The 21599-nt window shown below is 65.7% G+C and carries 14 protein-coding genes; 9 read left to right on the forward strand and 5 right to left on the reverse strand.

What is annotated here, in order from left to right:
• Positions 1 to 162: 162 nt before the first annotated feature.
• The 3 genes from ACVWYP_RS18930 to ACVWYP_RS18940 are packed head-to-tail and all read left to right on the forward strand — an operon-like array spanning position 163 to position 6108.
• On the forward strand, positions 163 to 954 hold the full coding sequence (locus ACVWYP_RS18930) for an ImuA family protein (protein ID WP_304499375.1): 792 nt from the start codon (positions 163 to 165) through the stop codon (positions 952 to 954).
• The gene (locus ACVWYP_RS18935; protein WP_439711166.1) at positions 845 to 2674 is read left to right on the forward strand and encodes a Y-family DNA polymerase; all 1830 of its coding nucleotides are present in this window, start codon (positions 845 to 847) and stop codon (positions 2672 to 2674) included. Before ACVWYP_RS18930 ends, ACVWYP_RS18935 begins: the two co-directional genes overlap by 110 nt.
• Positions 2671 to 6108 (forward strand): error-prone DNA polymerase, encoded by a 3438-nt coding sequence (locus ACVWYP_RS18940; protein ID WP_304499377.1) that lies wholly within the window; start codon positions 2671 to 2673, stop codon positions 6106 to 6108. The genes ACVWYP_RS18935 and ACVWYP_RS18940 overlap by 4 nt, the downstream gene beginning before the upstream one ends.
• 1258 nt (positions 6109 to 7366) lie before the next feature.
• On the opposite strand, the gene ACVWYP_RS18945 is transcribed toward ACVWYP_RS18940, so the two are convergent.
• On the reverse strand, positions 7367 to 7654 hold the full coding sequence (locus tag ACVWYP_RS18945) for a hypothetical protein (protein WP_304499378.1): 288 nt from the start codon (positions 7652 to 7654) through the stop codon (positions 7367 to 7369).
• A gap of 122 nt (positions 7655 to 7776) precedes the next feature.
• Here ACVWYP_RS18945 and ACVWYP_RS18950 point away from each other — a divergent pair, with 122 nt between their 5' ends.
• The 3 genes from ACVWYP_RS18950 to ACVWYP_RS18960 all read left to right on the forward strand — a co-directional run bounded on the left by ACVWYP_RS18950 (position 7777) and on the right by ACVWYP_RS18960 (position 13826).
• Positions 7777 to 9183, forward strand: coding sequence for a CoA transferase (locus tag ACVWYP_RS18950; protein ID WP_304499379.1), 1407 nt, complete (start codon positions 7777 to 7779; stop codon positions 9181 to 9183).
• A gap of 151 nt (positions 9184 to 9334) precedes the next feature.
• The gene (locus ACVWYP_RS18955; protein WP_028345377.1) at positions 9335 to 10582 is read left to right on the forward strand and encodes an efflux RND transporter periplasmic adaptor subunit; all 1248 of its coding nucleotides are present in this window, start codon (positions 9335 to 9337) and stop codon (positions 10580 to 10582) included.
• A 115-nt stretch (positions 10583 to 10697) separates the two neighbouring features.
• Entirely contained in the window at positions 10698 to 13826 is a 3129-nt protein-coding gene (locus ACVWYP_RS18960) for an efflux RND transporter permease subunit (protein ID WP_304499380.1), read from the forward strand.
• Positions 13827 to 13837: 11 nt separating this feature from the next.
• Here ACVWYP_RS18960 and ACVWYP_RS18965 read toward each other — a convergent pair whose 3' ends face one another.
• Together ACVWYP_RS18965 and ACVWYP_RS18970 are read right to left on the reverse strand one after the other, a co-directional pair.
• Positions 13838 to 14806, reverse strand: a complete 969-nt coding sequence (locus tag ACVWYP_RS18965; RefSeq protein WP_304499381.1) for an amidohydrolase family protein — start codon at positions 14804 to 14806, stop codon at positions 13838 to 13840.
• Between the two features lie 138 nt (positions 14807 to 14944).
• The gene (locus ACVWYP_RS18970) at positions 14945 to 16363 is read right to left on the reverse strand and encodes a TolC family outer membrane protein (RefSeq protein ID WP_304499382.1); all 1419 of its coding nucleotides are present in this window, start codon (positions 16361 to 16363) and stop codon (positions 14945 to 14947) included.
• 243 nt (positions 16364 to 16606) lie between these two features.
• Here ACVWYP_RS18970 and ACVWYP_RS18975 point away from each other — a divergent pair, with 243 nt between their 5' ends.
• Positions 16607 to 18469, forward strand: coding sequence for an acetyl-CoA hydrolase/transferase C-terminal domain-containing protein (locus tag ACVWYP_RS18975; protein ID WP_304499383.1), 1863 nt, complete (start codon positions 16607 to 16609; stop codon positions 18467 to 18469).
• Here ACVWYP_RS18975 and ACVWYP_RS18980 read toward each other — a convergent pair.
• Entirely contained in the window at positions 18466 to 19245 is a 780-nt protein-coding gene (locus ACVWYP_RS18980; RefSeq protein ID WP_304499384.1) for an enoyl-CoA hydratase, read from the reverse strand. The genes ACVWYP_RS18975 and ACVWYP_RS18980 overlap by 4 nt on opposite strands.
• A gap of 124 nt (positions 19246 to 19369) precedes the next feature.
• The gene (locus ACVWYP_RS18985; protein ID WP_456684128.1) at positions 19370 to 20038 is read right to left on the reverse strand and encodes a hypothetical protein; all 669 of its coding nucleotides are present in this window, start codon (positions 20036 to 20038) and stop codon (positions 19370 to 19372) included.
• Positions 20039 to 20362: 324 nt separating this feature from the next.
• Here ACVWYP_RS18985 and ACVWYP_RS18990 point away from each other — a divergent pair, with 324 nt between their 5' ends.
• Both ACVWYP_RS18990 and ACVWYP_RS18995 read left to right on the forward strand, forming a co-directional pair.
• Positions 20363 to 20908, forward strand: coding sequence for a sigma-70 family RNA polymerase sigma factor (locus tag ACVWYP_RS18990; RefSeq protein WP_028345371.1), 546 nt, complete (start codon positions 20363 to 20365; stop codon positions 20906 to 20908).
• A 2-nt stretch (positions 20909 to 20910) separates the two neighbouring features.
• Entirely contained in the window at positions 20911 to 21549 is a 639-nt protein-coding gene (locus ACVWYP_RS18995) for a DUF1109 domain-containing protein (protein ID WP_304499386.1), read from the forward strand.
• Positions 21550 to 21599: the final 50 nt, after the last annotated feature.

Genomic DNA, 21599 nt, shown 5'->3' on the forward strand with positions numbered 1-21599 from the left:
TCCCATTGATTCCACTCATGAATCGATGAGCTCACCAATCCGATTGACTCTGCAGGCCCTGTTAGCTTTATATTAGAACATACCATGAACAATTGAGCCAGTCCCTGGTTCTCTGTTCAGGCAGTGACGACCTCAAATTTTCAGGTTGAAGGAGCGGCGCATATGAACGCACGCATGGGTACGCTTGCGTCTCTGCGCGGCAGCATCGCGCGCATCGAGGCGCCATCGGATGCGGCGATGCCGAACCGCATCGCGCTCGGCCATGCCGGCGCCGATGCGATGCTGCGCGGCGGGCTTGCGCCGGCAGCATTGCACGAGGTGTTCGCGGCCGGCCATCAGGGCGGCGCGGCGACCGGCTTCATTGCGGGGCTCGCCGGACGGCTGTCGGCGCGCAAGCCGCTGGTCTGGGTGCGGCAGGATTTTTCCGATCGCGAAAACGGCGCGCTTTCGATGCGCGGGCTTGCCGAGCTCGGCCTCGATCCGCGCCTCTTGGTCACGGTGCGCGCCGCCGATGTCGACAGCGGCCTGCGCACCGCGGCCGACGCACTCGCCTGCGATGCGCTCGGCGCGGTCGTGCTCGAGGTCTGGGGCCAGGCGCGCCAGCTCGATCTCGTCGCCAGCCGCAAATTGACCCTGGCCGCGCAAGCCTCCGGCGTCACCGCGCTGGTGTTGCGGATCGCGGCAACGGCGATCCCCTCGACCGCGGAAACGCGCTGGATCGTGCGCGCGGCGCATTCGCCGCCGGGCAATGCCGCGAGCGTGTGGGGCACGCCGCGTTTCGAGGCCGAACTCGTGCGCAATCGTCATGGCCCGGTCGGGCGATGGATCATGGAATGGAAATGTGATGAGTGCCAATTCAGTGAACCGTCGGCGTATCCTCAGCCTGTGGCTGCCACGCCTGCCCATCGACCGCATCAAGCGCAAGCTCGCGCAGGACATCGCCTCGCAAGTTGATGTGCATGCCGTTGTGCCAACCGACACACGGGCGGTGGTAGGGCTCCCTCTCCCGCTTGCGGGGGAGGGCTGGGGTGGGGGTCTCGCCACGAGTCCCGCTGAGGAGAGAGCCCCCACCCGGATCGCATCTCACGATGCGATCCGGCCTAAGAGCGAGCTTCGCTCGTCTCGACCCCCGCAAGCGGGAGAGGCGAAGAAAGACCACCGACTTTTTTCACAAACGACAACGGTGCAAGAACTCCCCAGCGTCGTCGTCGCAAAAGACCACAACGCCATCCTGCTGCACGCGATCGACGAGGCCGCGGTGCGCGCCGGGCTGTCGATCGGGCTGCCGCTCGCCAATGCGCGGGCGATCTGTCCGGAGCTCACGGTCTATGATGCCGATCCCGCCGCCGACCTGAAGACGCTGAACGACATCGCCGACTGGTGCGACCGCTTCACGCCGCTGGTCGCGCTCGATCTGCCTTACGGTCTGTTTCTCGACATCACCGGCTGCGCGCATCTGTTCGGCGGCGAGCGCGCGCTGCTGCAGACCGTGACGGGGGCGCTGAGCCGGCGCGGCTTTGCCGTCAGCGCGGCGATTGCCGGCACCTCGATCGCGGCGCGTACGCTGACGCGCACCGCCTCGGGCAAGATTGTCGCCGATGGCGAGGAGGCGGCGGCGGTCGGCCCGCTGCCGGTGTCGGCGCTCGGTGCCGATGCCGCTGTCACCACCGGCCTGCGCCGTGCCGGCTTGAAGACCATCGGCGATGTCGCCTCCCGCGCGCCGCATGAAATCTCGGCGCGGTTCGGTGCGGCTTTCACCACCTTGCTCAGCCACGCGCTCGGGCAGGGCGATGCCCCGATCAGCCCGCGCAAGCCGCTGCCCGACTACATCGTCGAGAAGCGTTTCCCCGAGCCGGTCGCGACCGACACCGTGATCGCGCTGACGCTCTCGAGCCTCGCCAAGATGCTGGTTGCGGCGATGGACAAGCAGGGCAAGGGCGCGCGGCAGCTGGAAGCGAGCTTCTTCCGCACCGACGGCGCGGTGCGCGCGATCATGGTCGAGACCGGGCGTCCGGTGACGCGGCCCGAGATGATCGACCGCCTGTTCCGCGAGCGGCTCGATGCGCTGAACGATCCGCTCGATCCCGGCTTCGGCTTCGATCTCATTCGCCTCGCCGCAGGGCGTACCGAGATCGTGGTGCAGCAGCAGCGCGATCTCGACGCGTCAGTGCACGACAATGACGAGCTCTCGGCGCTGATCGACCGCATCGCCGCCCGCATCGGCGGAAAACGCGTCGTCGTGCATCTGCCGCTGGAGAGCCACATCCCCGAACGATCGGCGCTGGCACTGCCGGCGCAGCATCATCTGGCCGCGGCCAGCGCCGCCGCCTGGCCGGAACGGGTCGCCGGCGAACCGCCGCTGCGTCCGCTCAGGCTGTTCGAGCGGCCCGAACCGATCAAGGTGCCGTTCGCGACCGTGCCCGACGGTCCGCCGCATCAATTCACCTGGCGACGCGCGCAGCATGACGTGGTGCGGGTCGAGGGCCCCGAGCGCATCGCGATGGAATGGTGGCAGCAGGACGGCGCGTCGCTGACGCGCGATTACTTCCGCGTCGAGGACGCTGAGGGCCGGCGCTTCTGGATCTTTCGCGACGGCCTCTACGAGAGCGAGCTGCGCGACGAGGAAGGCAAGCCCGTCCCGGCCAGCTGGTATGTGCACGGGCTGTTCGCATGAGCACACCTCCACCCGAATATGCCGAGATCGGCATCACCAGCAATTTCTCCTTCCTGCGCGGCGGTTCCGATCCGCGCGCCTATGTTCATCAGGCGAGCGAACTCGGGATTCCCGTGATCGGGCTCGCCGATCACAACACGCTGGCCGGCGTGGTGCGCGCCTGGAAGGAGCTCGACAGCGAGAAGGTCGCCCATCCGCCAAAGCTTTTGATCGGCGCCCGCATCGTCTTCATCGACTCTACGCCCGACATCCTGGTCTATCCGCGCGATCGCGCCGCCTATGGACGGCTGTGCCAGCTCTTGACCCGCGGCAAGCGCGGCGGTGGCATCGAGCGCATCGAGAAGGGCGACTGCCGGCTTACCCTGTCCGATCTCATCGACTTCGCCGAAGGCCAGCTTCTGGTGCTGGCGCTGCCGCATCGCTTCGAGGCGCCTGTTGCGCTCGATATCCTTGCGCAACTGAAGGCAAGCGCCGCCGACGGCGTCTGGCTCGCCGCAAGCCTGCTCTATCGCGGCGACGACAGGCGCCGCCTTGCGCGGCTGCATGGCCTCGCCACTGATGCCGGTGTGCCGCTGCTCGCCACCAATGAGGTGCTCTATCACCATCCGGCGCGCCGCCCGCTGCAGGACGTGCTGACCTGCATCCGCGAAAAGACCACGATCGAGGCGGTCGGCCGCAGGCTCGAGGCCAATGCCGAGCGGCATCTCAAGCCGGCGCATGAAATGATCAGGCTGTTCCGCGATCTGCCGGACGCGATCGCGGAAACCATGCGCTTTGCCGCGCGCATCTCTTTCTCGCTCGACCAGCTCAAATATCAGTATCCCGACGAGCCGGTGCCGCCGGGCAAGACCGCGCAGCAGCATCTGGAAGATCTGACCTGGGCAGGTGTCGACAAATATTTCGGCGGCGAGATCGACGAAAAGCTTCGCACCACCCTGAACAAGGAGCTCGCGCTGATCGCCGAGCTGAAATACGCGCATTACTTCCTCACCGTGCACGACATCGTGCACTATGCGCGCAGCCAGAACATCCTGTGCCAGGGGCGCGGTTCGGCGGCGAATTCCGCGGTCTGCTTCGTGCTCGGCGTCACCTCGGTCGATCCGACCAAGGTCGATCTGTTGTTCGAGCGCTTCATCTCCAAGGAGCGGCTGGAGCCGCCCGACATCGACGTCGATTTCGAGCATTCGCGGCGCGAGGAGGTGATGCAATATGTCTACCGCCGCTACGGCCGCCACCGTGCCGCGATCATCGCCACCGTGATCCATTATCGCCCGCGCAGCGCGATCCGTGATGTCGGCAAGGCGCTCGGGTTGACCGAGGACGTCACCGCGGCGCTCGCCGACACCGTGTGGGGCAGCTGGGGCAAGGGCCTCAACGACATGCAGGTGCGCCAGGCCGGGCTCGATCCCAAAAATGCGATGATCAACCTCGCAGTCGAGCTCGCCACCGAGCTGATCGAGTTTCCGCGCCATCTCTCGCAGCATGTCGGCGGCTACGTGCTGACCCAGGACCGGCTCGACACCTATGTGCCGATCGGCAACGCCGCGATGGACGACCGCACCTTCATCGAATGGGACAAGGACGACGTCGACGCCCTTAGCATGATGAAGGTCGACGTGCTGGCGCTGGGCATGCTGACCTGCATCCGCAAATGCTTCGACCTGATCGCCGACCACAAGGGCGAGCGCCGGGAGCTCGCCACCGTCCCGCAGGACGAAGAAGAAGTTTACGACATGCTGTGTCGCGGCGAGTCGCTCGGCGTGTTCCAGGTCGAGAGCCGGGCGCAAATGAATATGCTGCCGCGGCTGAAGCCGCGCACCTTCTACGATCTCGTCATCGAGGTCGCGATCGTGCGTCCCGGTCCGATCCAGGGCGACATGGTGCATCCTTATCTGCGCCGGCGTAACAAGCAGGAGCGGGTGACTTATCCATCGCCGGCGCCCGACCAGGGCGACAAGGACGAACTCTACAACGTGCTGCACAAGACGCTCGGCGTGCCGCTGTTTCAGGAGCAGGCGATGCGGATCGCGATCGAGGCGGCAAAGTTCACCTCCGAGGAAGCCAACGGCCTGCGCCGCTCGATGGCGACCTTCCGCAATCTCGGCACCATCGGCAGCTACGAGGAGAAGCTGGTCGGCAACATGGTGGCGCGCGGCTACAATCCGGACTTCGCCCGCAGCTGCTTCGACCAGATCAAGGGCTTCGGCTCTTACGGCTTCCCGGAAAGCCATGCCGCGAGTTTCGCCCAGCTCGTCTACATCTCCTCCTGGCTGAAGCACCATCATCCCGATGCATTCTGCTGCGGTCTGCTCAACTCGCAGCCGATGGGCTTCTATGCCCCGGCCCAGATCGTCGGTGACGCCCGCAAGAACGGCGTTACGGTGCGCGAGGTCGATGTCTCCCATAGCTTTGCGCAGAATACGCTGGAGGAGCGCGACGGGAAATACTGCGCGGTGCGGCTCGGCTTCCGCCAGATCGACGGATTTCACTGGCTGGATGAGGACGAGGAGAGGTTGAAACAGCTTCAACTGTCATTCCGGGATGGTGCGCCAGCACCAGACCCGGAATCTCGAGATTCCGGGTTCTCGCTTCGCGATCCCCGGAATGACGGTGTTGAGACAGACTGGGCCGACCGCATCGTCGCGGCGCGCAACCGCCGGCCGTTCACCTCGCTGGAAGATTTTGCCCGCGACACCGGCCTGCCCAAGCGCGCGTTGATCCTGCTCGCTGACGCCGATGCGTTCCGCTCGCTCGGGCTCGACCGCCGCGAGGCGCTGTGGGCGGTGCGGCGGCTGCCCGACGACGTGCCGCTGCCGTTGTTCGAGGCCGCCACCGCGCGCGAGCAGCCGGATGAGGGCGCCAAGCCGCTGCCGGAGATGCCGCGTCCGGAGCAGGTGGTCGCCGACTATCAGACCATCCGCCTGTCGCTGAAGGGCCATCCGATGGAGTTTTTGCGCGACACCTTCACGAAGGAGCGCGTCGTCGCCTGTCACACCATCAACCAGAGCAACGACCGCCGCCGCGTCCGCTGTGCCGGAGTCGTGCTGGTGCGGCAGCGGCCGGGCAGCGCCAAGGGCGTCGTGTTCATGACGCTGGAAGACGAGACCGGCATCGCCAACATCGTGGTGTGGCCGAAGGTGATGGAGCAGTACCGCAAGGAGGTGATGGGCGCGCGCCTGATCCTGGTCGAGGGCTATATCCAGAGCAGCCCGGAGGGCGTGACGCATCTGGTGGCGCAGCGCATGACCGATCGCTCCCACGATCTGATCGGCCTCACCAATGAATCCTTGAGCGGCAAGCATCCGGTGCCGGCGGGCCCCGCGCTGATCGAGCCGCTCAACGACGACCGCCGCGATCACGGCGACAACTCGCCGCAAAAGATCCGCCACCCGCGCAACGTCCGCATCCTGCCGCCGTCCCGCGATTTTCATTGAACCGCGTGCGACGGCTCTCTCACCGTCACCCTGAGGAGGCCGCGGAGCGGCCGTCTCGAAGGGTCGACGGCCCGAATGTGGCCGTGCATCCTTCGAGGCTCGCAAGAGCTCGCACCTCAGGATGACGGTATCCTCTATCCACGTTTTCGCGATCGAAACGAAACAATCCCATCCTACGCCGTCAATCCTCGAATATTTTATTCGGCTTTTCGGAATTTAACTTGACGGCAGACCCAACTCAGATGTTCAATATGCCCATCTCACCCGACACGAGGGGCGCTTCGCGGTCGTCACGAACGTGGGTCGAGATGCGGTGGACGCTGATCGCGCAACTGACGAGTGCGCGTGAGGCGGACGGCGAAATCGTGCAGGCCTGACGCCCTAGTGGTAGGTGTCTCCTCGCAAAACGCGCAAGCGTTTTTGCGAAGACGGTGACAACAAAGCCCAGTCTCGCCGGGGAGAGCACGTATAAGCCGTAAGCCATCGCGCAGGGAAAGCCGGATTGCTCCGGTTACACCTGTGGTCCTACCCCCGTGCTTTCTACCCTTTGCACGGGGCCCATGGGTGCGATCGGCACCCAGCTTTCCCTGCGCCCTCTGTTCAAGAGAGAGGGCGGAACGAAGAGCAAAGCTCGGACAAATCATGTCGCGAGAACGCGGAAGTTTGACTCAGAAGCCGCCACACATTCGGTGTCGTCCCTGCGAAAGCAGGGACCCATAACCACCGATGGTCATTGTTGAGCCGTGCTGCAACGACGAGCCCCCTCCACAACAACCGCCACGGAGTATGGGTCCCTGCTCCCGTGCGCAATTGCGCACTAGGCAGGGACGACAGCGGAGGACGCGCCCTCTCGGCTCAAGCACGACCGTCTCTGGAATACTGGATCGCCCGCTTTCGCATTCGCATGTGATGACACCCGTGTGTTTGTCACCATGAATCGGGGACCATCCACCGCCGTCGTCCTGGCCCCTCCTGTGCAATTGCGCACTAGGCCAAGACGACGATTGAGGAGACCGTCAGCCCATGTCCGTCACCGTCATGCTGAGGAAGCCGCGCAGCGGCCGTCTCGAAGCAGCAAGCGGGATGTTGGATGCGGCGCGAACGCGCCATTGTCCATCCGCTGAGTTCATCGACTTATGTCGCGAGAATGCGAGCGTGCAGCCTACACGCGAATGCTGACACGCAGCTTACAACTGGCCGCTATCGGACGGGTCTCACCGTCGCCTCGATGACGGATGACTTCCTCAGCCGCTGCATGCTACTCCACCGCGGCGCCGACCGGCGGTCCGCCAGGCGGGCGGTGCAGGAAGGTGATCGATGCGTAGGCGCCGACCCACGAGCCGAGGGCGGCGAAGGCGACGTAGAGCCAGTTTTCGGTGTAGCTGATCACCGCATAGGAGGAGAGCACATACCAGACGCTGCTCCAGGTCGCCGCCGGCACGCGCTTGCGCGCCACGACCGCCGAGGTGAACATGACGTAGACCGCGTCGGTCGCTGCGGTCGCGAGGAAGACACCGCCGGCGGAGAGGGGATCGATGGCAGCCATTGCAACTCCTGTATGGGTCGGGCAGAGCTAGATATAGGCAGGGCCGGAAATGACGATTGGGATCGGGCACCGCCTTTTTGTCATCATGCTCGGGCATAGAATAATCGCAAACGGGTATGCGCATGCAGGACATTCGTGAAATCCTTTCCGATGTCTGGACCGGCGCTGGCGGCGCGCCGGCCGCGCTCGATGCGGTCGCATTGACCGGCAGCGAGCCGCAGCTGCCGTCGTCGTTTCGGGTCGCAGCCGCGGCGCAGGCGCCGATCGCAGCAGCCGGCCTCGCGGCGGCCGAGATCTGGAAGGCCCGCAGCGGCGAGCAGCAGGAGGTCGCGGTCGACATCCGCCATGCCGTCGTCGAATGCCGCAGCGAGCGCTATTTGCGCGTCGACGACAAGCCGCCGCCGCCGGCCTGGGACAAGATCGCCGGCGTCTATCGTGTCAAAGACAATCGCTTCGTCCGCCTGCACACCAATTTCCCGCATCATCGCGATGCCGTCTGCAAGGTGCTGGGCTGCAACGCCGAGCGTGACGAGGTCCAGGCCGCGCTGCTGCAATGGGACGGCGAGGCGTTCGAGACCGCGGCCTACGCCGCCGGCGGCGTCGTCGCCTTGATGCGCTCGCACGACGCGTGGTCGGCGACGCCGCATGCCAAAGAACTGGCAAAGCTGCCGCTGATCTCGATCGAGAAGATCGGCGAGGCCGCGCCAAAGCCGTGGCCCGCCGGCAACCGGCCGCTGGCCGGCATCCGTGTGCTCGATCTGTCGCGCGTGATCGCCGGTCCCGTCGCCGGCCGCACGCTCGCGGCGCATGGCGCCGACGTGCTGCTGATCTCCGGTCCCGATCTGCCGGCGATCCCCTGGCTCACCATCGACACCGGCCGCGGCAAGCTCACGAGCTTCCTTGAGCTGCGGAGCGAGCAGGGGCGGGGCGTGATGCAGGGTCTGGTGGCGCAGGCCGATATTCTCTCGCAGGGCTATCGTCCGCAGGCGATTGCACGGCTCGGCTTCTCGCCGGAGGAAGCGGCGCGGATCAATCCCGGGATCGTCTATGTGACGCTGTCGGCCTACGGCCATGCCGGACCGTGGGCCGGGCGCCGCGGCTTCGACTCGCTGGTGCAGACCACGACCGGCTTCAATCATGCCGAAGGACAGGCGGCGGGCACCGATGGGCCGAAGGAATTGCCGGCCCAGATGCTCGACCACGCGACCGGATATTTCATGGCGTTCGGTGCCATGATGGCGAAGGCCCGCCAGGCCCGCGAGGGCGGCAGCTGGCACGTCAGGGTATCGCTGGCGCAGACCGGGCGCTGGCTGTGGAATCTCGGCCGCCTCGAGGGAGGTCTTGCGACCGAGGACCTGAAGGCGGATGCGGTGCAGCCCTTCATCGAACGGGTGCCGTCCGGTTTCGGCACGCTGAGCTCGGTCCGCCATGCGGCGGTGCTGTCGCGGACCCCGGCGCATTGGTCCCGTCCGGCCATGCCGCTCGGCAGCCATCCTCCGGAGTTTCCTCCCCCGGAGTTTCCCGGATGAGACATTCAGCTGCCGTTCAGGCTATGCAAACTTTAACGACTGGCATCGCCGAAGGGCGATTTTTAGGTTGTTTGAAACGCCAATTCAGCACTATTAGCGCACCGCTGGGGCTGTCCCGCCGGACGCTGCAACGATCGACCCCGCGGACCGCATGGTGAAAGAGTTTACCAAGAGAATGCAGAGCTTTAGCCGCCCGCGCCTGGTCGTGGCCGCGGTGCTGCTGGCGGTTGCCTGCGCGGGTGCCTATGGCTACACGCGTTTCGGCACGGAAAAGCAGACATCTTCGGAAGTCTCCAGCCAGTCCCGCAAGGGCGGCGCGCGTTATGCGCCGTCGGCGGCCGAGTGGGCCAGCCTGACCTTCCAGACAGTGAGCGAGCGAACCTTCCGCTCCGAGCTGGTGACCGAGGGCAAGATCGGCATCGATGAGGACCGCTCCACCCCGGTCTATTCGCCCTACACCGGGCGCGTCACCCGCCTCATGGTGCGGCCGGGCGATGCCGTGGTGAAGGGCCAGCCGCTGTTCGTGATCGAGGCGGCCGACACCGTGCAGGCGCAGAACGATTACGTCGCAGCGATGACCGGCCTCAACAAGGCGCAGTCGGCGCTCGACCTAGCGCAGATCCAGGAGAAGCGCGCCAAGGATCTGTCCGAGGGCAAGGCGATCCCGCTGAAGGATTATCAGCAGGCGCAGGCGGCGCTGGTGCAAGCGCAGAACGATGCGCGCTCGGCGCAGACGCTTCTGGAAGCGGCGCAGAACAAGCTGCGCATCCTCGGCTTCAGCGACGACGACATCACGACGCTGCGGCAGAAGGGCCGCCTCAATCCGGAGACGACGGTGTTCGCGCCGATCGGCGGCACCGTGGTCCAGCGCAAGGCCGGTCCGGGCCAGTATGTCTCGACCGGCGCCAGTGACCCGGTCTACGTGATCGGCGATCTGTCGACGGTCTGGCTGATCGCCTTTGTCCGCGAATCCGACGCCGACAGCGTCGCGGTCGGGCAGGACCTCACCTTCAGCGTGATGGCGCTGCCGGGCAAGGTGCTGAACGCCCGGGTCAACTATGTCGCCGCGGCGATCGACGCGACCTCGCGCCGCCTCCTGGTCCGCGCCACCATCGACAACGCCGACAAGCGGCTGAAGCCCGAGATGTTCGCCAATGTGACGCTGTATTCGAAGGGCGATCATCCGGCGGTCGGCGTGCCGAAGCAGGCGCTGATCTACGAGGGTGACCAGGTTCGGGTCTGGGTCGCGAGGCCCGACGACAAGACCATCGAACTGCGCCAGATCAAGCCCGGCCTCATCAATGGCGACCTCGTCGAGGTCGCCGGCAACCTCAAGCCGGGCGAGCAGATCGTGACGAAGGGAAGCCTCTTCATCGACCGCGCCGCATCAGGCACCTAAGCGCATGATCCGGAAACGTGGGAACCGGTTTTCCCTCGCGACAAACGCGCAACGCGTTTGCGCGGAGATCACGCTCAATAAGAAAAGTCCCTTCCAGTTGAAAGCGCCGATCTGAATGGATCGCCTCGTCGCCCTTGCCGTCAATCGCCGCTACTTGATGGTGGCCATGTTCGTGGTCGTCTTCATCGGCGGCCTGCTCGCGTTCAAGCAGCTCAACATCGAGGCCTATCCCGATCCAACCCCGCCGATGGTCGACATCGTGACGCAGAGCCCGGGCCTCTCGGCCGAGGAGATCGAGCGCTACATCACGATCCCGATCGAGACCCAGGTCGCCGGCATCAAGAACCTCAAGACCATCCGTACCATCTCGCTGTACGGCCTCTCCGACGTCAAGCTGCAGTTCTCCTTCGACTACACCTATGACGAGGCGCTGCAGCAGGTGCTCAACCGCCTGTCGCAGCTCGCGCCGCTGCCGGGCAACGTGCTGCCCGGCATCTCGCCGCTGAGCCCGATCGGCGAAATCTTCCGCTACCGCCTGAAGGGACCGCCGAATTACAGCGTGCTCGACCTCAAGACGCTGCAGGACTGGGTGCTGCAGCGCCGCTTCCGTGCGGTGCCCGGCGTGATCGACGTCACCGGCTGGGGCGGCAAGACCAAGACCTATGAGATCCAGGTCGACTTCAACAAGTTGGTCGCCAACGGCCTGACGCTGCCGCAAGTGCTGCAGGCGGTTTCCAACGCCAACATCAATGTCGGCGGCAACACCGTGAACATCGGCTCGCAATCGGCCGTGGTGCGCGGCGTCGGCCTGATCCGCTCGATCGACGACCTCGCCAACACCATGGTCTCGCAGTCCGGCGGCAATCCGGTGCTGGTGCGCGACATCGCCCATGTCACGATCGGCGAGAAGCCGCGGCTCGGTATCGCCGGCCTCGACAATGACGACGACATCGTGCAGGGCATCGTGCTGATGCGCCGCGGCGAGCAGAGCTCGCCGACGATCTCCCGCGTCGAGCAGCTGGTCCACGACATCAACCATTCCTCGATCCTGCCGCCCGGCGTGAAGATCGAGCGGATCTACGACCGCAAGGACCTGATCGAGCTCACCACCCACACCGTGCTGCACAACATGGTGGTCGGCATCCTCCTGATCGTGCTGTTGCAGTGGATCTTCCTCGGCGACCTCCGCAGCGCGCTGATCGTCGGCGCGACGATCCCGTTCGCACTGTTCTTCGCCGTGATCATCCTGGTGCTGCGCGGCGAATCCGCCAATCTGCTGTCGGTCGGCGCGATCGATTTCGGCCTGATCGTCGATGCCACCGTGATCATGGTGGAGGCGATCTTCCGCCGGCTGTCGCAGACCACCGCGCTGTCGGAAGACGAGCGAAGCCACATCTCCGAGGACACGGTGATGGGGATGAAGAGCCACGCCATCCTGTCGGCGGGGGCCGATGTGTCGCGTTCGATCTTCTTTGCCGCGGCGATTATCATCGCGGCGTTCCTGCCGCTGTTCACGCTATCCGGTGTCGAGGGCAACATCTTCGGCCCGATGGCGCGCACCTATGCCTATGCGCTTGCCGGCGGCCTGCTTGCGACCTTCACGGTGACGCCGGCGCTGAGCGCGATCATCCTGCCGGCGCACATCCACGAGACCGAGACCTGGATCGTCAAGAAGCTCGACGGGATCTACGTGCCGGTGCTGAACTGGGCGATCGCCAACCGCAGGATGGTGATGACCGGTGCGGCCGGCCTCGTGGTCATGACCATCATCTTCGCGCGCTTCCTCGGCCTCGAATTCCTGCCCAAGCTCGAGGAGGGCAATCTGTGGATCCGCGCCACGCTGCCGCCGACGATCTCGCTGCAGGAAGGCAATGCCTATGTCAACGAGATGCGCAAGCTGATCCGCAGCCGTCCCGAGGTGCTGTCGGTGGTGTCGCAGCATGGCCGTCCCGACGACGGCACCGACGCGGCCGGCCTGTTCAACGCCGAGTTCTTCGCGCCGCTGAAGCCGGCCAGCGAATGGCCCACCACCCACGACAAGGAAGTGCTTACCGCGCAATTGCTGGCGCAGTTGCAGGAGAGATTCCCGGGCGTCGAATTCAATTTCTCGCAATATCTGCAGGACAACGTGTCGGAAGCGGTGTCCGGCGTGAAGGGCGAGAACTCGATCAAGCTCTACGGCAATGATCTGCAGGCGCTGACCGACACCGCCAACAAGATCAAGTCGGTGTTGTCGACCGTGCAGGGCGTCACCGACCTTGCGGTGTTCACCTCGCTCGGCCAGCCGACCATCCAGATCGACGTCGATCGCGCCCGTGCCGCGCGTTATGGCCTGTCGCCGGGCGACATCAACGCCACGATCCGGGTTGCGGTCGGCGGCGACAGCGCCGGCGACCTCTATGAACCCGGCAGCGACCGGCACTTCCCGATCATCGTCCGCCTTGCGCCGGAATACCGCAAGAGCGCGGAGGCGATCCAGAACTTGCGGATCGGGGTGGCCAACGCCAATGGCGGCATCACGCAGATCCCGCTCTCTGAAGTGGCCTCGATCAACCTGATCTCCGGCGCGGCCTATATCTACCGCGAACAGCAGGAACGTTATTTGCCGATCAAGTTCTCGGTGCGCGAGCGCGACCTCGGCAGCGCGATCCGGGAGGCGCAGCAGAAGATCGACGAGCAGGTGCAGCTGCCGCCGGGATCGCGTGTCGAGTGGGTCGGCGAATTCGGCAATCTGCAGGATGCGATCCGGCGGCTGTCGATCGTGGTGCCGATCAGCCTCGCGCTGATCGCGGTGCTGCTGTTCTTCAATTTCGGCTCGATGGTCGACACCATGCTCGCGATGAGCGTGATCCCGATGGCGATCTTCGGCGGCGTGCTCGGGCTTCTGATCTCGGGGATTCCGTTCAGCGTCTCGGCGGCGATCGGCTTTATCGCGCTGTTCGGCATCGCCGTGATGGACGGCATCATCATCCTGTCGCAGTTCAACCAGCTGATCGACGAAGGCTATGACCGGATGCGCGCGGTGATCCGCACCGGCGAGCTGCAGCTTCGTCCGGTGCTGATGACCTGCGTGGTGGCGGGCGTCGGCCTGTTGCCGGCGGCGATTTCGGAAGGTATCGGCTCGCAGGTGCAGAAGCCGCTCGCCATCGTCGTCGTCACCGGCATGATGCTGGCGCCGCTGGTGATCCTGATCACGCTGCCGGTGTTGATCTTCTATTTCTCGCGCCGGCCGCGCGAGCGCTAGCTCAGAAGGAATCAGGTGAAGCCGTAGAGCCGCGCCGGGTTGTCGACCAGGATCGCCTTGCGGATCGCGGCATCCGGCGCCCAGACCGGAAGCTGGTTGAGGAGGCGGCCGTCGTCGATCTGAAACAGCGGCGTCACGTCGGTGACCTTCCTGCCTTGCGGCGTCACCGAATCCGGGTGCGGCCAGTCGGTGCCCCAGACGATGCGCTCGGCATTGGCCGCGATCAGCGCCTGCGCCAGCGGCGTGGCGTCGGCATAATCGGGTGCGAGCTTGGAGGCGCGGTAGGCGCCGGAAATCTTGACATAGGCCTTGCCGGATTTGACCAGCGCGAGCAGGTCGGCAAATCCCGGCTGGCCCGTGCCGAGTGCGGCCTCGGCGCCGCCGAAATGGTCGAACACGACCGGCACCGGCGCTGTGGCGACGAGGTCCTTGATCGCGGAGATCATGGCGAGGCTGGTGAACAGCTGCACATGCCAGCCGCGCGCCTTCATCCGCTCGATCGCGGCCGAGAAGCGCTGCCGGCCGACATTCGGATCGTTGACGCCGCCGGTCGCGAGGTTGAGGCGGATGCCGCGGAAGCCGGCCTTGTTCATGGCATCGAGATCGCTCTCGCTGGTCTTGTCGTCGATCACGGCGACGCCGCGCGCGGTCGGCCCGCGGGCCGTGATGCCGAACAGGGTCGACGAATTGTCGGGGCCGTAGACGCTCGGCGTCACGATCACCACGCGCTCGACATGGAGCGCTCTGTGCAGCGCGCTCATCTCCGCCGGCGAGGCCGGTTCCGGCGTGTAGACGCGGCCGGCGAAGAACGGGAATTTCTCGGGGTCGCCATGGATGTGGGTGTGGCAGTCGCACGCCCCGGCAGGCACGTCGAAGTTTACCGCGGTCGATGGCTGCGCTGCCTTGGAAAATGCGTTGCTGCTGGTCATGGTCACTCCGGCTGCGATGGAAGCCAGCATCATATCGCGTCGCGTCAGCATTGGACGTCTCCCTGCGTGCTCGGCTGTTATGCGCGTCATACGCGCGCCGGCATTATGGGTTGCCGGCGGGGGCGGAGGTTATCGGCGGAGAGAGAGGGCGGGAAGGGCCAGTTCGCGGTGCGAACGGTTCCGCAATGCCTATTGTCCCGACGGCGTGCGCAGGCCGTGCCAGGCGTCGCGCACCTGATGGTAATGCACCTCGGGCAGATAGTCCGGCGTCTTCAGGTTCAGCGTCTTGACGTCGAGCCGTCCGGTCGCGCTGAGCAGCGTGTAGGAGGCGATCACGCGGTCGCGCTGCGCACCGATCAGCCGTGCCCGCGCGGTGATCAGATCCTGCTGCGCGTTGAGCACGTCGACCGTGGTGCGCTGGCCGCCCGCGGCTTCCTTCTGCACGCCGGCGAGCGCAACTTCCGCGGCCTTCATCTCGGACTCCGAGGCCGACACCGCGATCTTGGCGCCTTCATTGGCAACCCACGCGCTGACCACGGCGGTCTTAGCCTGATTGCGAACCTTATCCAGCACCAGCCGGCTCTGCGCCGCGACTTCCTTGGCCTGCCGGGTCTGCGATGCGGCGGTGCCGCCGTCATAGATCGGCTGGGTGACCTGGCCGATCACCGAGGCTTGATCGGTGCCGAAGCTGCCGAGCGTGGTGTCGGTGTCGCGGCTGCGGCTGACGCTGCCCTGCACCGAGACATTCGGCATCAGGCTGCTCTCGGCGACGCGGATCGAGGTCGAGGCGACGTCGACGTCGAAGCCTGCCGCGGTGACGGCGGGATGCTCGCGGAGCGAGAGCGCGATAGCATCCTCGCGGCTGCGTGGCAGCAGCCGGTCGATGGTCTCGGCCGGACGCAACTGGGATGGCGCAGTGCCGACCACCTGCGCATAGGTGGCCTGGCTGACCGCGAAATTGACCTCGGCGGCGTTGAGGTCGGCGAGGCCGCGGTTGAGCCGTGCCTCGGCCTGGGCGGTATCGGTCGGCGTCACGTCGCCGGCATTGAGGCGTCGTTCGGTGATTGCCCGGGTCTCCTTCAGGAAGGCGACGTTGGCGCGCTGCGCCTCGACCAGGGTCTGGTTGGCCAGCACATTGGTGTAGACGGTGACGGCATCCAGCAGCACGCCCTGGCCGACATTGCGCAGCGCCTCGCGGCCGGATTGCACCTGCAACTCGGCGGCGCGGACGCTGTTGGCGGTCTTGAAGCCGTTGAACAGGGTCTGCGTCACCGTGACGCCGATCTGCCACGGCTTCAGCGTTGCGGTCTGGATCACATTGCCGGGCAGCTGGTCGCGCACCGCCTGCAGGCCGACCGACAGGCCGGCGATGATCTGGGGACGGTAGCCGGCCAGCGCCTGCGGCACGTTCTCGTCGGTCGCCCGCTGGCGAGCCCGCTCGGCATTGAGTTGCGGATTGGTCTGATACGCCTTGACCAGGGCTTCCGGCAGGCTCTCGGCGCGGGCCGCTGTCTCCGTCAGCAGCGCGCATGCCAGCACGCCAAGGCCGATGCCCGACGAAAGCACGCGCTTCGCAACATCGCCGACCCTCGCGGCACGCTCAACCATGTGATCCCGCAAACCAAAAACCCCGGCAGTCCGCCCCCGCCGACGCCGTCGACACATCTACCTGTTTACGGGGCGGTGCCGCCACAGGCAAACCGCCGCGCGACATCTGCACATCATTTCAGTTCTTGTCTGTTGCCGGTTCGTCACAGGCGAACGTATCGATCATATGAAGTATAAGTTTGAACCGCTGGCCGTCGATTCAACGACGCCGGTTATCCACTGTCTCCTCCGGGTCCATTGCTGATGCCCATATTGTTCTCCGACCCCGAGGCGATCGCGGAGCACATCATTCGTGACGTCGGAACCGAACTGGTGGTCGGGCTGCCGCTCGGCCTCGGCAAGGCTAACCACATCGTCAACGCGCTGTATGCGCGGGCACTGGCCGACCGCTCCATCAATCTGACGCTGTTCTCCGCACTGACGCTGGAAAAGCCGAAGCCGAAGAGCCTGCTCGAACGGCGCTTCATCGGACCGGTGATCGATCGCCTGTTCGGCGGCTATCCGGATCTCGCGTATGCGGATGCGCTGCATCACGGCGCACTTCCGCCCAACGTCAAGGTGATCGAGTTCTTCTTCCTCGCGGGACAGTGGCTGCACCAGCCATTGGCGCAACAGCACTACATTTCCGCCAACTACACCCATGCGGCGTCATATTTGTTGTCGTGCGGACTGAATGTCGTGCCTCAGCTCGTTGCCAAGCGCGTGGTCGACGGTGCGCCGCGCTACAGCCTGAGCTGCAACACCGACACCACACTCGACGTGCTGCGCGCCCGTGCGCAGGGGCGGGCGTCGTTCAAGCTAATCGGCCAGGTCAATTCCGAGCTGCCGTTCATGCCCGGCGCCGGCGACCTGCCGGCGGATGAATTCGCCGCGGTGCTCGACAGTCCCGAGACCGATTTCCCGCTGTTCGCGCCGCCGTCCGAGCCGATCAGCGACACCAAATATGCGATCGGCTTGCACGCCGCCGGTCTGGTGCGCGACGGCGGCACGCTGCAGATCGGCATCGGGCAGGTCGGCGACGCGCTGGCGCAGGGGCTCGTGGTCCGCCATCGCGACAACGCCCAATTCCGCGGCATCATGCAGCGCCTTGCGCCCGGTACCGGGCAACTCGTCGCGGCCGAGACCGGCTCGTTCGAAAAGGGTCTCTACGGCGTCAGCGAGATGCTGTTCGAGGCGTTTTTAGGACTGATCGATGCCGGCATCCTCAAGCGCGACGTTGGCGGTGTGATCCTGCACGGCGCATTCTTCCTGGGCCCGCCATCATTCTACCGGGCGCTGCGCGAGATGGCACCAGAGCAGCTGGCGCGAATCCAGATGATGCCGGTTTCCTTCACCAACGAGATCTTCGGCGACGAGGACGGCAAGCGTCGCGCCCGGGTCGATGCGCGCTTCGTCAACAATGCGATGATGGCGACGCTGCTCGGCGCTGCGATCTCGGACGGTCTCGAGAACGGCCAGGTCGTGAGCGGGGTCGGCGGCCAGTATAATTTTGTGGCGCAGGCATTCGCGCTCGAGGGCGCACGTTCGGTGCTGGCGCTGGAGGCGACCCGTCAGTCCGGCAGGAAGGCGCAGTCGAACATCCGCTGGTCCTATGGACATGAGACCATCCCGCGGCATCTGCGCGATGTCTTTGTCACGGAATATGGCGTCGCCGACGTCAGGGGGAAATCCGATGCCGACGTGATCGCCGCGATGCTGCAGGTGTCGGACTCCCGCTTCCAGGGCGAATTGATGCGGCAGGCCAAGGACGCCGGCAAGCTGCCGCGCAGCTACGAGATTCCGGCGGCGCATCGCGAAAATTATCCCGAGCGCATCGGTGCTGCGCTGAAGCCCGCGCGCGACGCCGGGCTGCTGCCGTCATTCCCGTTCGGCAGCGACTTCACCGATGCGGAGCAGCGACTGATTCCGGCCTTGCAGATCTTGCAGCAGGCGCAGCACACGCCGCTGCAACTCGCCGGCCTGCTGTGGCAGGGCATGCGGCATCCGCCCGATGCCGCCGACCGCGAATGCCTCGCGCGGCTCGGTCTCGACAAGCCGACGCATTTTGCCGAGCGCGCCTATCGCGCGCTCGTCACCGCGGCCTTGCAACGGAGCCGGATGGGCTAACGATTCTTGTTGATCGGCTTGCGCTTCTCGATGAACGCCGCCATGCCCTCGGAGCGATCCTCGAGCGCGAAGGTCGAGTGGAACAGGTTGCGCTCGACATTCATGCCTTCCGCGAGCGGCGTTTCGAACGCGCGGTTGACGGCTTCCTTGGCCATCGCGACCGCCGGGCGCGACATCGAGGCGATCTTCTCGGCTGCCGCGAGCGCCTCCTCGAGCAGCTTGTCGGCCGACACGATCCGCGACACGAGGCCCGAGCGCTCGGCTTCCGCCGCATCCATCATCCGCCCGGTCAGGCAGAGGTCCATCGCCTTCGACTTGCCGATCGCGCGGGTCAGGCGCTGCGTGCCGCCGATGCCGGGAATGGTGCCGAGGGTGATTTCCGGCTGGCCGAACTTGGCGGTGTCGGCGGCGATGATGATGTCGCACATCATCGCGAGTTCGCAGCCGCCGCCGAGCGCATAGCCCGCGACCGCGGCAATGGTAGGCTTGCGGCAACGGGCGACGCGGTCGCCGCCGATGGCGGTGAAGTCGCTGTTGAACATGTCGATGAAGCCCTTCGGCTGCATCTCCTTGATGTCGGCGCCGGCCGCGAAGGCCTTCTCGCTGCCGGTGATCAGGATGCAGCCGATCTTGTCGTCGGCCTCGAGATCGTCGACCGCCGCGGCGATCTCGCGGAACACGCCGAACGAGAGCGCATTCAGCATTTTCGGCCGGTTCAGCGTGATGACGCCGACCGGTCCCTTGCTTTCGACGATGATGAATTCGAACGTAGCCATGGACGCAAACCCCGTGCCTGATTTGCCGGGCAATGTGCCCGCTGACGGGATGCGCTTCAAGTGGCTGAAGCGAGGCTTTGGGCTGCGGTGCGGCGCCCCCCGCGCCGCACCGCAGGTGCCTCCGCTAGGCCATGAACATGCGCGCGGCGGAGGCCACCGTGAGCAGGGCGCCGAAGCCGATGAAGATCTTCCCGATCAGCGAGGTCTGGTCCCAGCTCGCGCTGTCGCTGCTCGCCAGAACCGGGGCCGGCTTGGGTGCCGCCACGGCGACCGGCTGTTGCGCAGGCGGTGCCTCCTGCTGGACGGTCTGCGGCTGGGCCGGCTGCGGCTGTTCCGCCGGCTGCTCCTGCTGCAGGGCGCGGTCGACGTCGTTGAGCTGGTCGGATGCGACCACATTACCGTCGGACTGGTCTGCGGGCTTGTCGGCCGCGGCAATCAACGCATTGGCTTTCACCGGCGTCGCCGCCGCATTGTCGTCGCCGGAGGTCAGCTCCGCATTGGCGTTGGCGACCGTGGCGGGAATGCCTGCCGAGGTGACGCTGCCGGCGTCGCTACTGGTGGCCTTCTTGCTCTCGGATTTATCGGCCGTTTTGGAGGACTGGCGGCGCGCATGGCGCCGGCTATGCCGGGGGCTCTGTTGCGCGGACTTGTCGGCCGTTGCGCTGTCGGATTTCGATGCTGATGTGTCCGAACCGGCCGCATGTGCCGGCAGCGGACCGGCGAGACCTACGAAAAGCCCTGTCAGTCCTGTCGCAACCATCAATGCCAAGCGCCCGCCGGCTTTGATCTTCATTTTGATGATCTCCCCATGTCGCCCGCCCAAGGGCGAAAAGAGACCCCGCTGCGTGTCCACACCGGGGCAGAAAAAGGGAATCTTCGGGCATCCAGGGGCAAAAGCTGGGCAATTTCGTCCTAGTGGTCGATCGGGCGAGCAGCAGCACCGATGCTTGTCGGACCGATCGGTGTTATGAGCCGTGACGTCTGGAAACCCGCCGGAGCGATTCTTTGAGGCCGATCCTCGGCGCGCGGTCGGAGGATAGAGATCACGAATTCGTGATCGTCTGGCGTGCCGCGTAACGAACTGAAAGATCGGCCGAATTGCAATTCAGGAGCCTGCGTGCGCGAACGTGAGGATGAATGGACCGGCCTGATGCGGTCGGCCATTTCAGGCGATGACGCGGCGTATCATCGCCTGCTCAAGGCCATCACGCCGGTACTCCGTGCCGCGGCGCGCCGCGGCCTGGCGCGCGCGGGACAGCCGGTCGATCAGTCCGAGGACATCGTGCAGGACATCTTGTTGGCGGTGCATTTGAAGCGACAGACCTGGGATACAAGCGCGGCGTTCGCGCCGTGGCTGTTCGCGATCGCACGCAACAAGCTGATCGACGCGCTGCGCCGCCGCGGCAAGCGGATCTTCGTCAACATCGATGATTTCGCCGAGACGCTGCCCGGGGAAACACCGGAACCGACGGCCTCGCCGGGCGAGGTAAGCGCCCAGCTGCAGGCGTTGCCCGCGCGGCAGCGCGAGGTGCTGCAATCGATCGCGGTCGACAGCGCCTCGATCAAGGACACCGCGGCGAAATTCTCGATGAGCGAGGGCGCGGTGCGGGTCGCGCTGCATCGCGGGCTTGCGAGCCTCACCGCGAAATTACGGGATCGATGAGCATGGACACCGATCAACTCATTCGGACCCTGGCCGCCGACAATGCCTATCGCGCGCGTCCGATCGGTCTTGCGCTGATGCTGGCACTGCTGGCGGCGGCGCCGGTCTCGCTCCTGATTTTCTTCGCCGAACTCGGCGTGCGGCCCGACGTGATGACCGCCATGCACAATCCGTTCTTCGACCTGAAGTTCGCGGTGACGCTGGCGCTCGCCGCTTCGGCGATCGCGGTCAGTCTGCATCTGACGCGGCCGGAGGCTTCGCTGCGCGGCTTCGGCTGGTGGCTGCTGATTCCCGCCGGCATCCTCGTCGCCGCGATCAGTGGCGAGATGATGATGCCGCAGCGTACGCCGATGATGACGCGGCTGATCGGCAAGAATTCGATGGCCTGCATGACCGCGATCCCCGCGATGTCGCTGCCGCTGCTGATCGGCGCGCTGTACGGGCTGCGGCAGGGCGCGCCGGCGCGACCGGCGGTCGCCGGCGCGATAGCCGGCCTGCTCTCGGCAGGGCTTGCGGCGACCGTCTACGCGTCGCACTGCACCGATGACTCGCCGCTGTTCGTCGCCACCTGGTACACGCTGGCGACCGCGATCGTCGCGAGCGTCGGCGCGCTGATGGGAACGAGGGCGCTACGATATTGAGCAATCGTAGTCTGGGCGGAGCGAAATCCGGCTGAGCCCTAACCTCCCCT

It is taken from the genome of Bradyrhizobium sp. USDA 3262 (assembly GCF_054060035.1).

Excerpts from the sequence above, each read along its gene's own strand:
- ACVWYP_RS18945 (WP_304499378.1), bottom strand. The coding sequence starts at position 7,654 with ATGGCTGCCATCGATCCCCTCTCCGCCGGCGGTGTCTTCCTCGCGACC.
- ACVWYP_RS18955 (WP_028345377.1), top strand. The coding sequence starts at position 9,335 with ATGGTGAAAGAGTTTACCAAGAGAATGCAGAGCTTTAGCCGCCCGCGC.
- ACVWYP_RS18960 (WP_304499380.1), top strand. The coding sequence starts at position 10,698 with ATGGATCGCCTCGTCGCCCTTGCCGTCAATCGCCGCTACTTGATGGTG.
- ACVWYP_RS18970 (WP_304499382.1), bottom strand. The coding sequence starts at position 16,363 with ATGGTTGAGCGTGCCGCGAGGGTCGGCGATGTTGCGAAGCGCGTGCTT.
- ACVWYP_RS18975 (WP_304499383.1), top strand. The coding sequence starts at position 16,607 with ATGCCCATATTGTTCTCCGACCCCGAGGCGATCGCGGAGCACATCATT.
- ACVWYP_RS18930 (WP_304499375.1), top strand. The coding sequence starts at position 163 with ATGAACGCACGCATGGGTACGCTTGCGTCTCTGCGCGGCAGCATCGCG.
- ACVWYP_RS18995 (WP_304499386.1), top strand. The coding sequence starts at position 20,911 with ATGGACACCGATCAACTCATTCGGACCCTGGCCGCCGACAATGCCTAT.
- ACVWYP_RS18980 (WP_304499384.1), bottom strand. The coding sequence starts at position 19,245 with ATGGCTACGTTCGAATTCATCATCGTCGAAAGCAAGGGACCGGTCGGC.
- ACVWYP_RS18940 (WP_304499377.1), top strand. The coding sequence starts at position 2,671 with ATGAGCACACCTCCACCCGAATATGCCGAGATCGGCATCACCAGCAAT.
- ACVWYP_RS18935 (WP_439711166.1), top strand. The coding sequence starts at position 845 with ATGAGTGCCAATTCAGTGAACCGTCGGCGTATCCTCAGCCTGTGGCTG.
- ACVWYP_RS18950 (WP_304499379.1), top strand. The coding sequence starts at position 7,777 with ATGCAGGACATTCGTGAAATCCTTTCCGATGTCTGGACCGGCGCTGGC.
- ACVWYP_RS18965 (WP_304499381.1), bottom strand. The coding sequence starts at position 14,806 with ATGCTGACGCGACGCGATATGATGCTGGCTTCCATCGCAGCCGGAGTG.
- ACVWYP_RS18985 (WP_456684128.1), bottom strand. The coding sequence starts at position 20,038 with ATGAAGATCAAAGCCGGCGGGCGCTTGGCATTGATGGTTGCGACAGGA.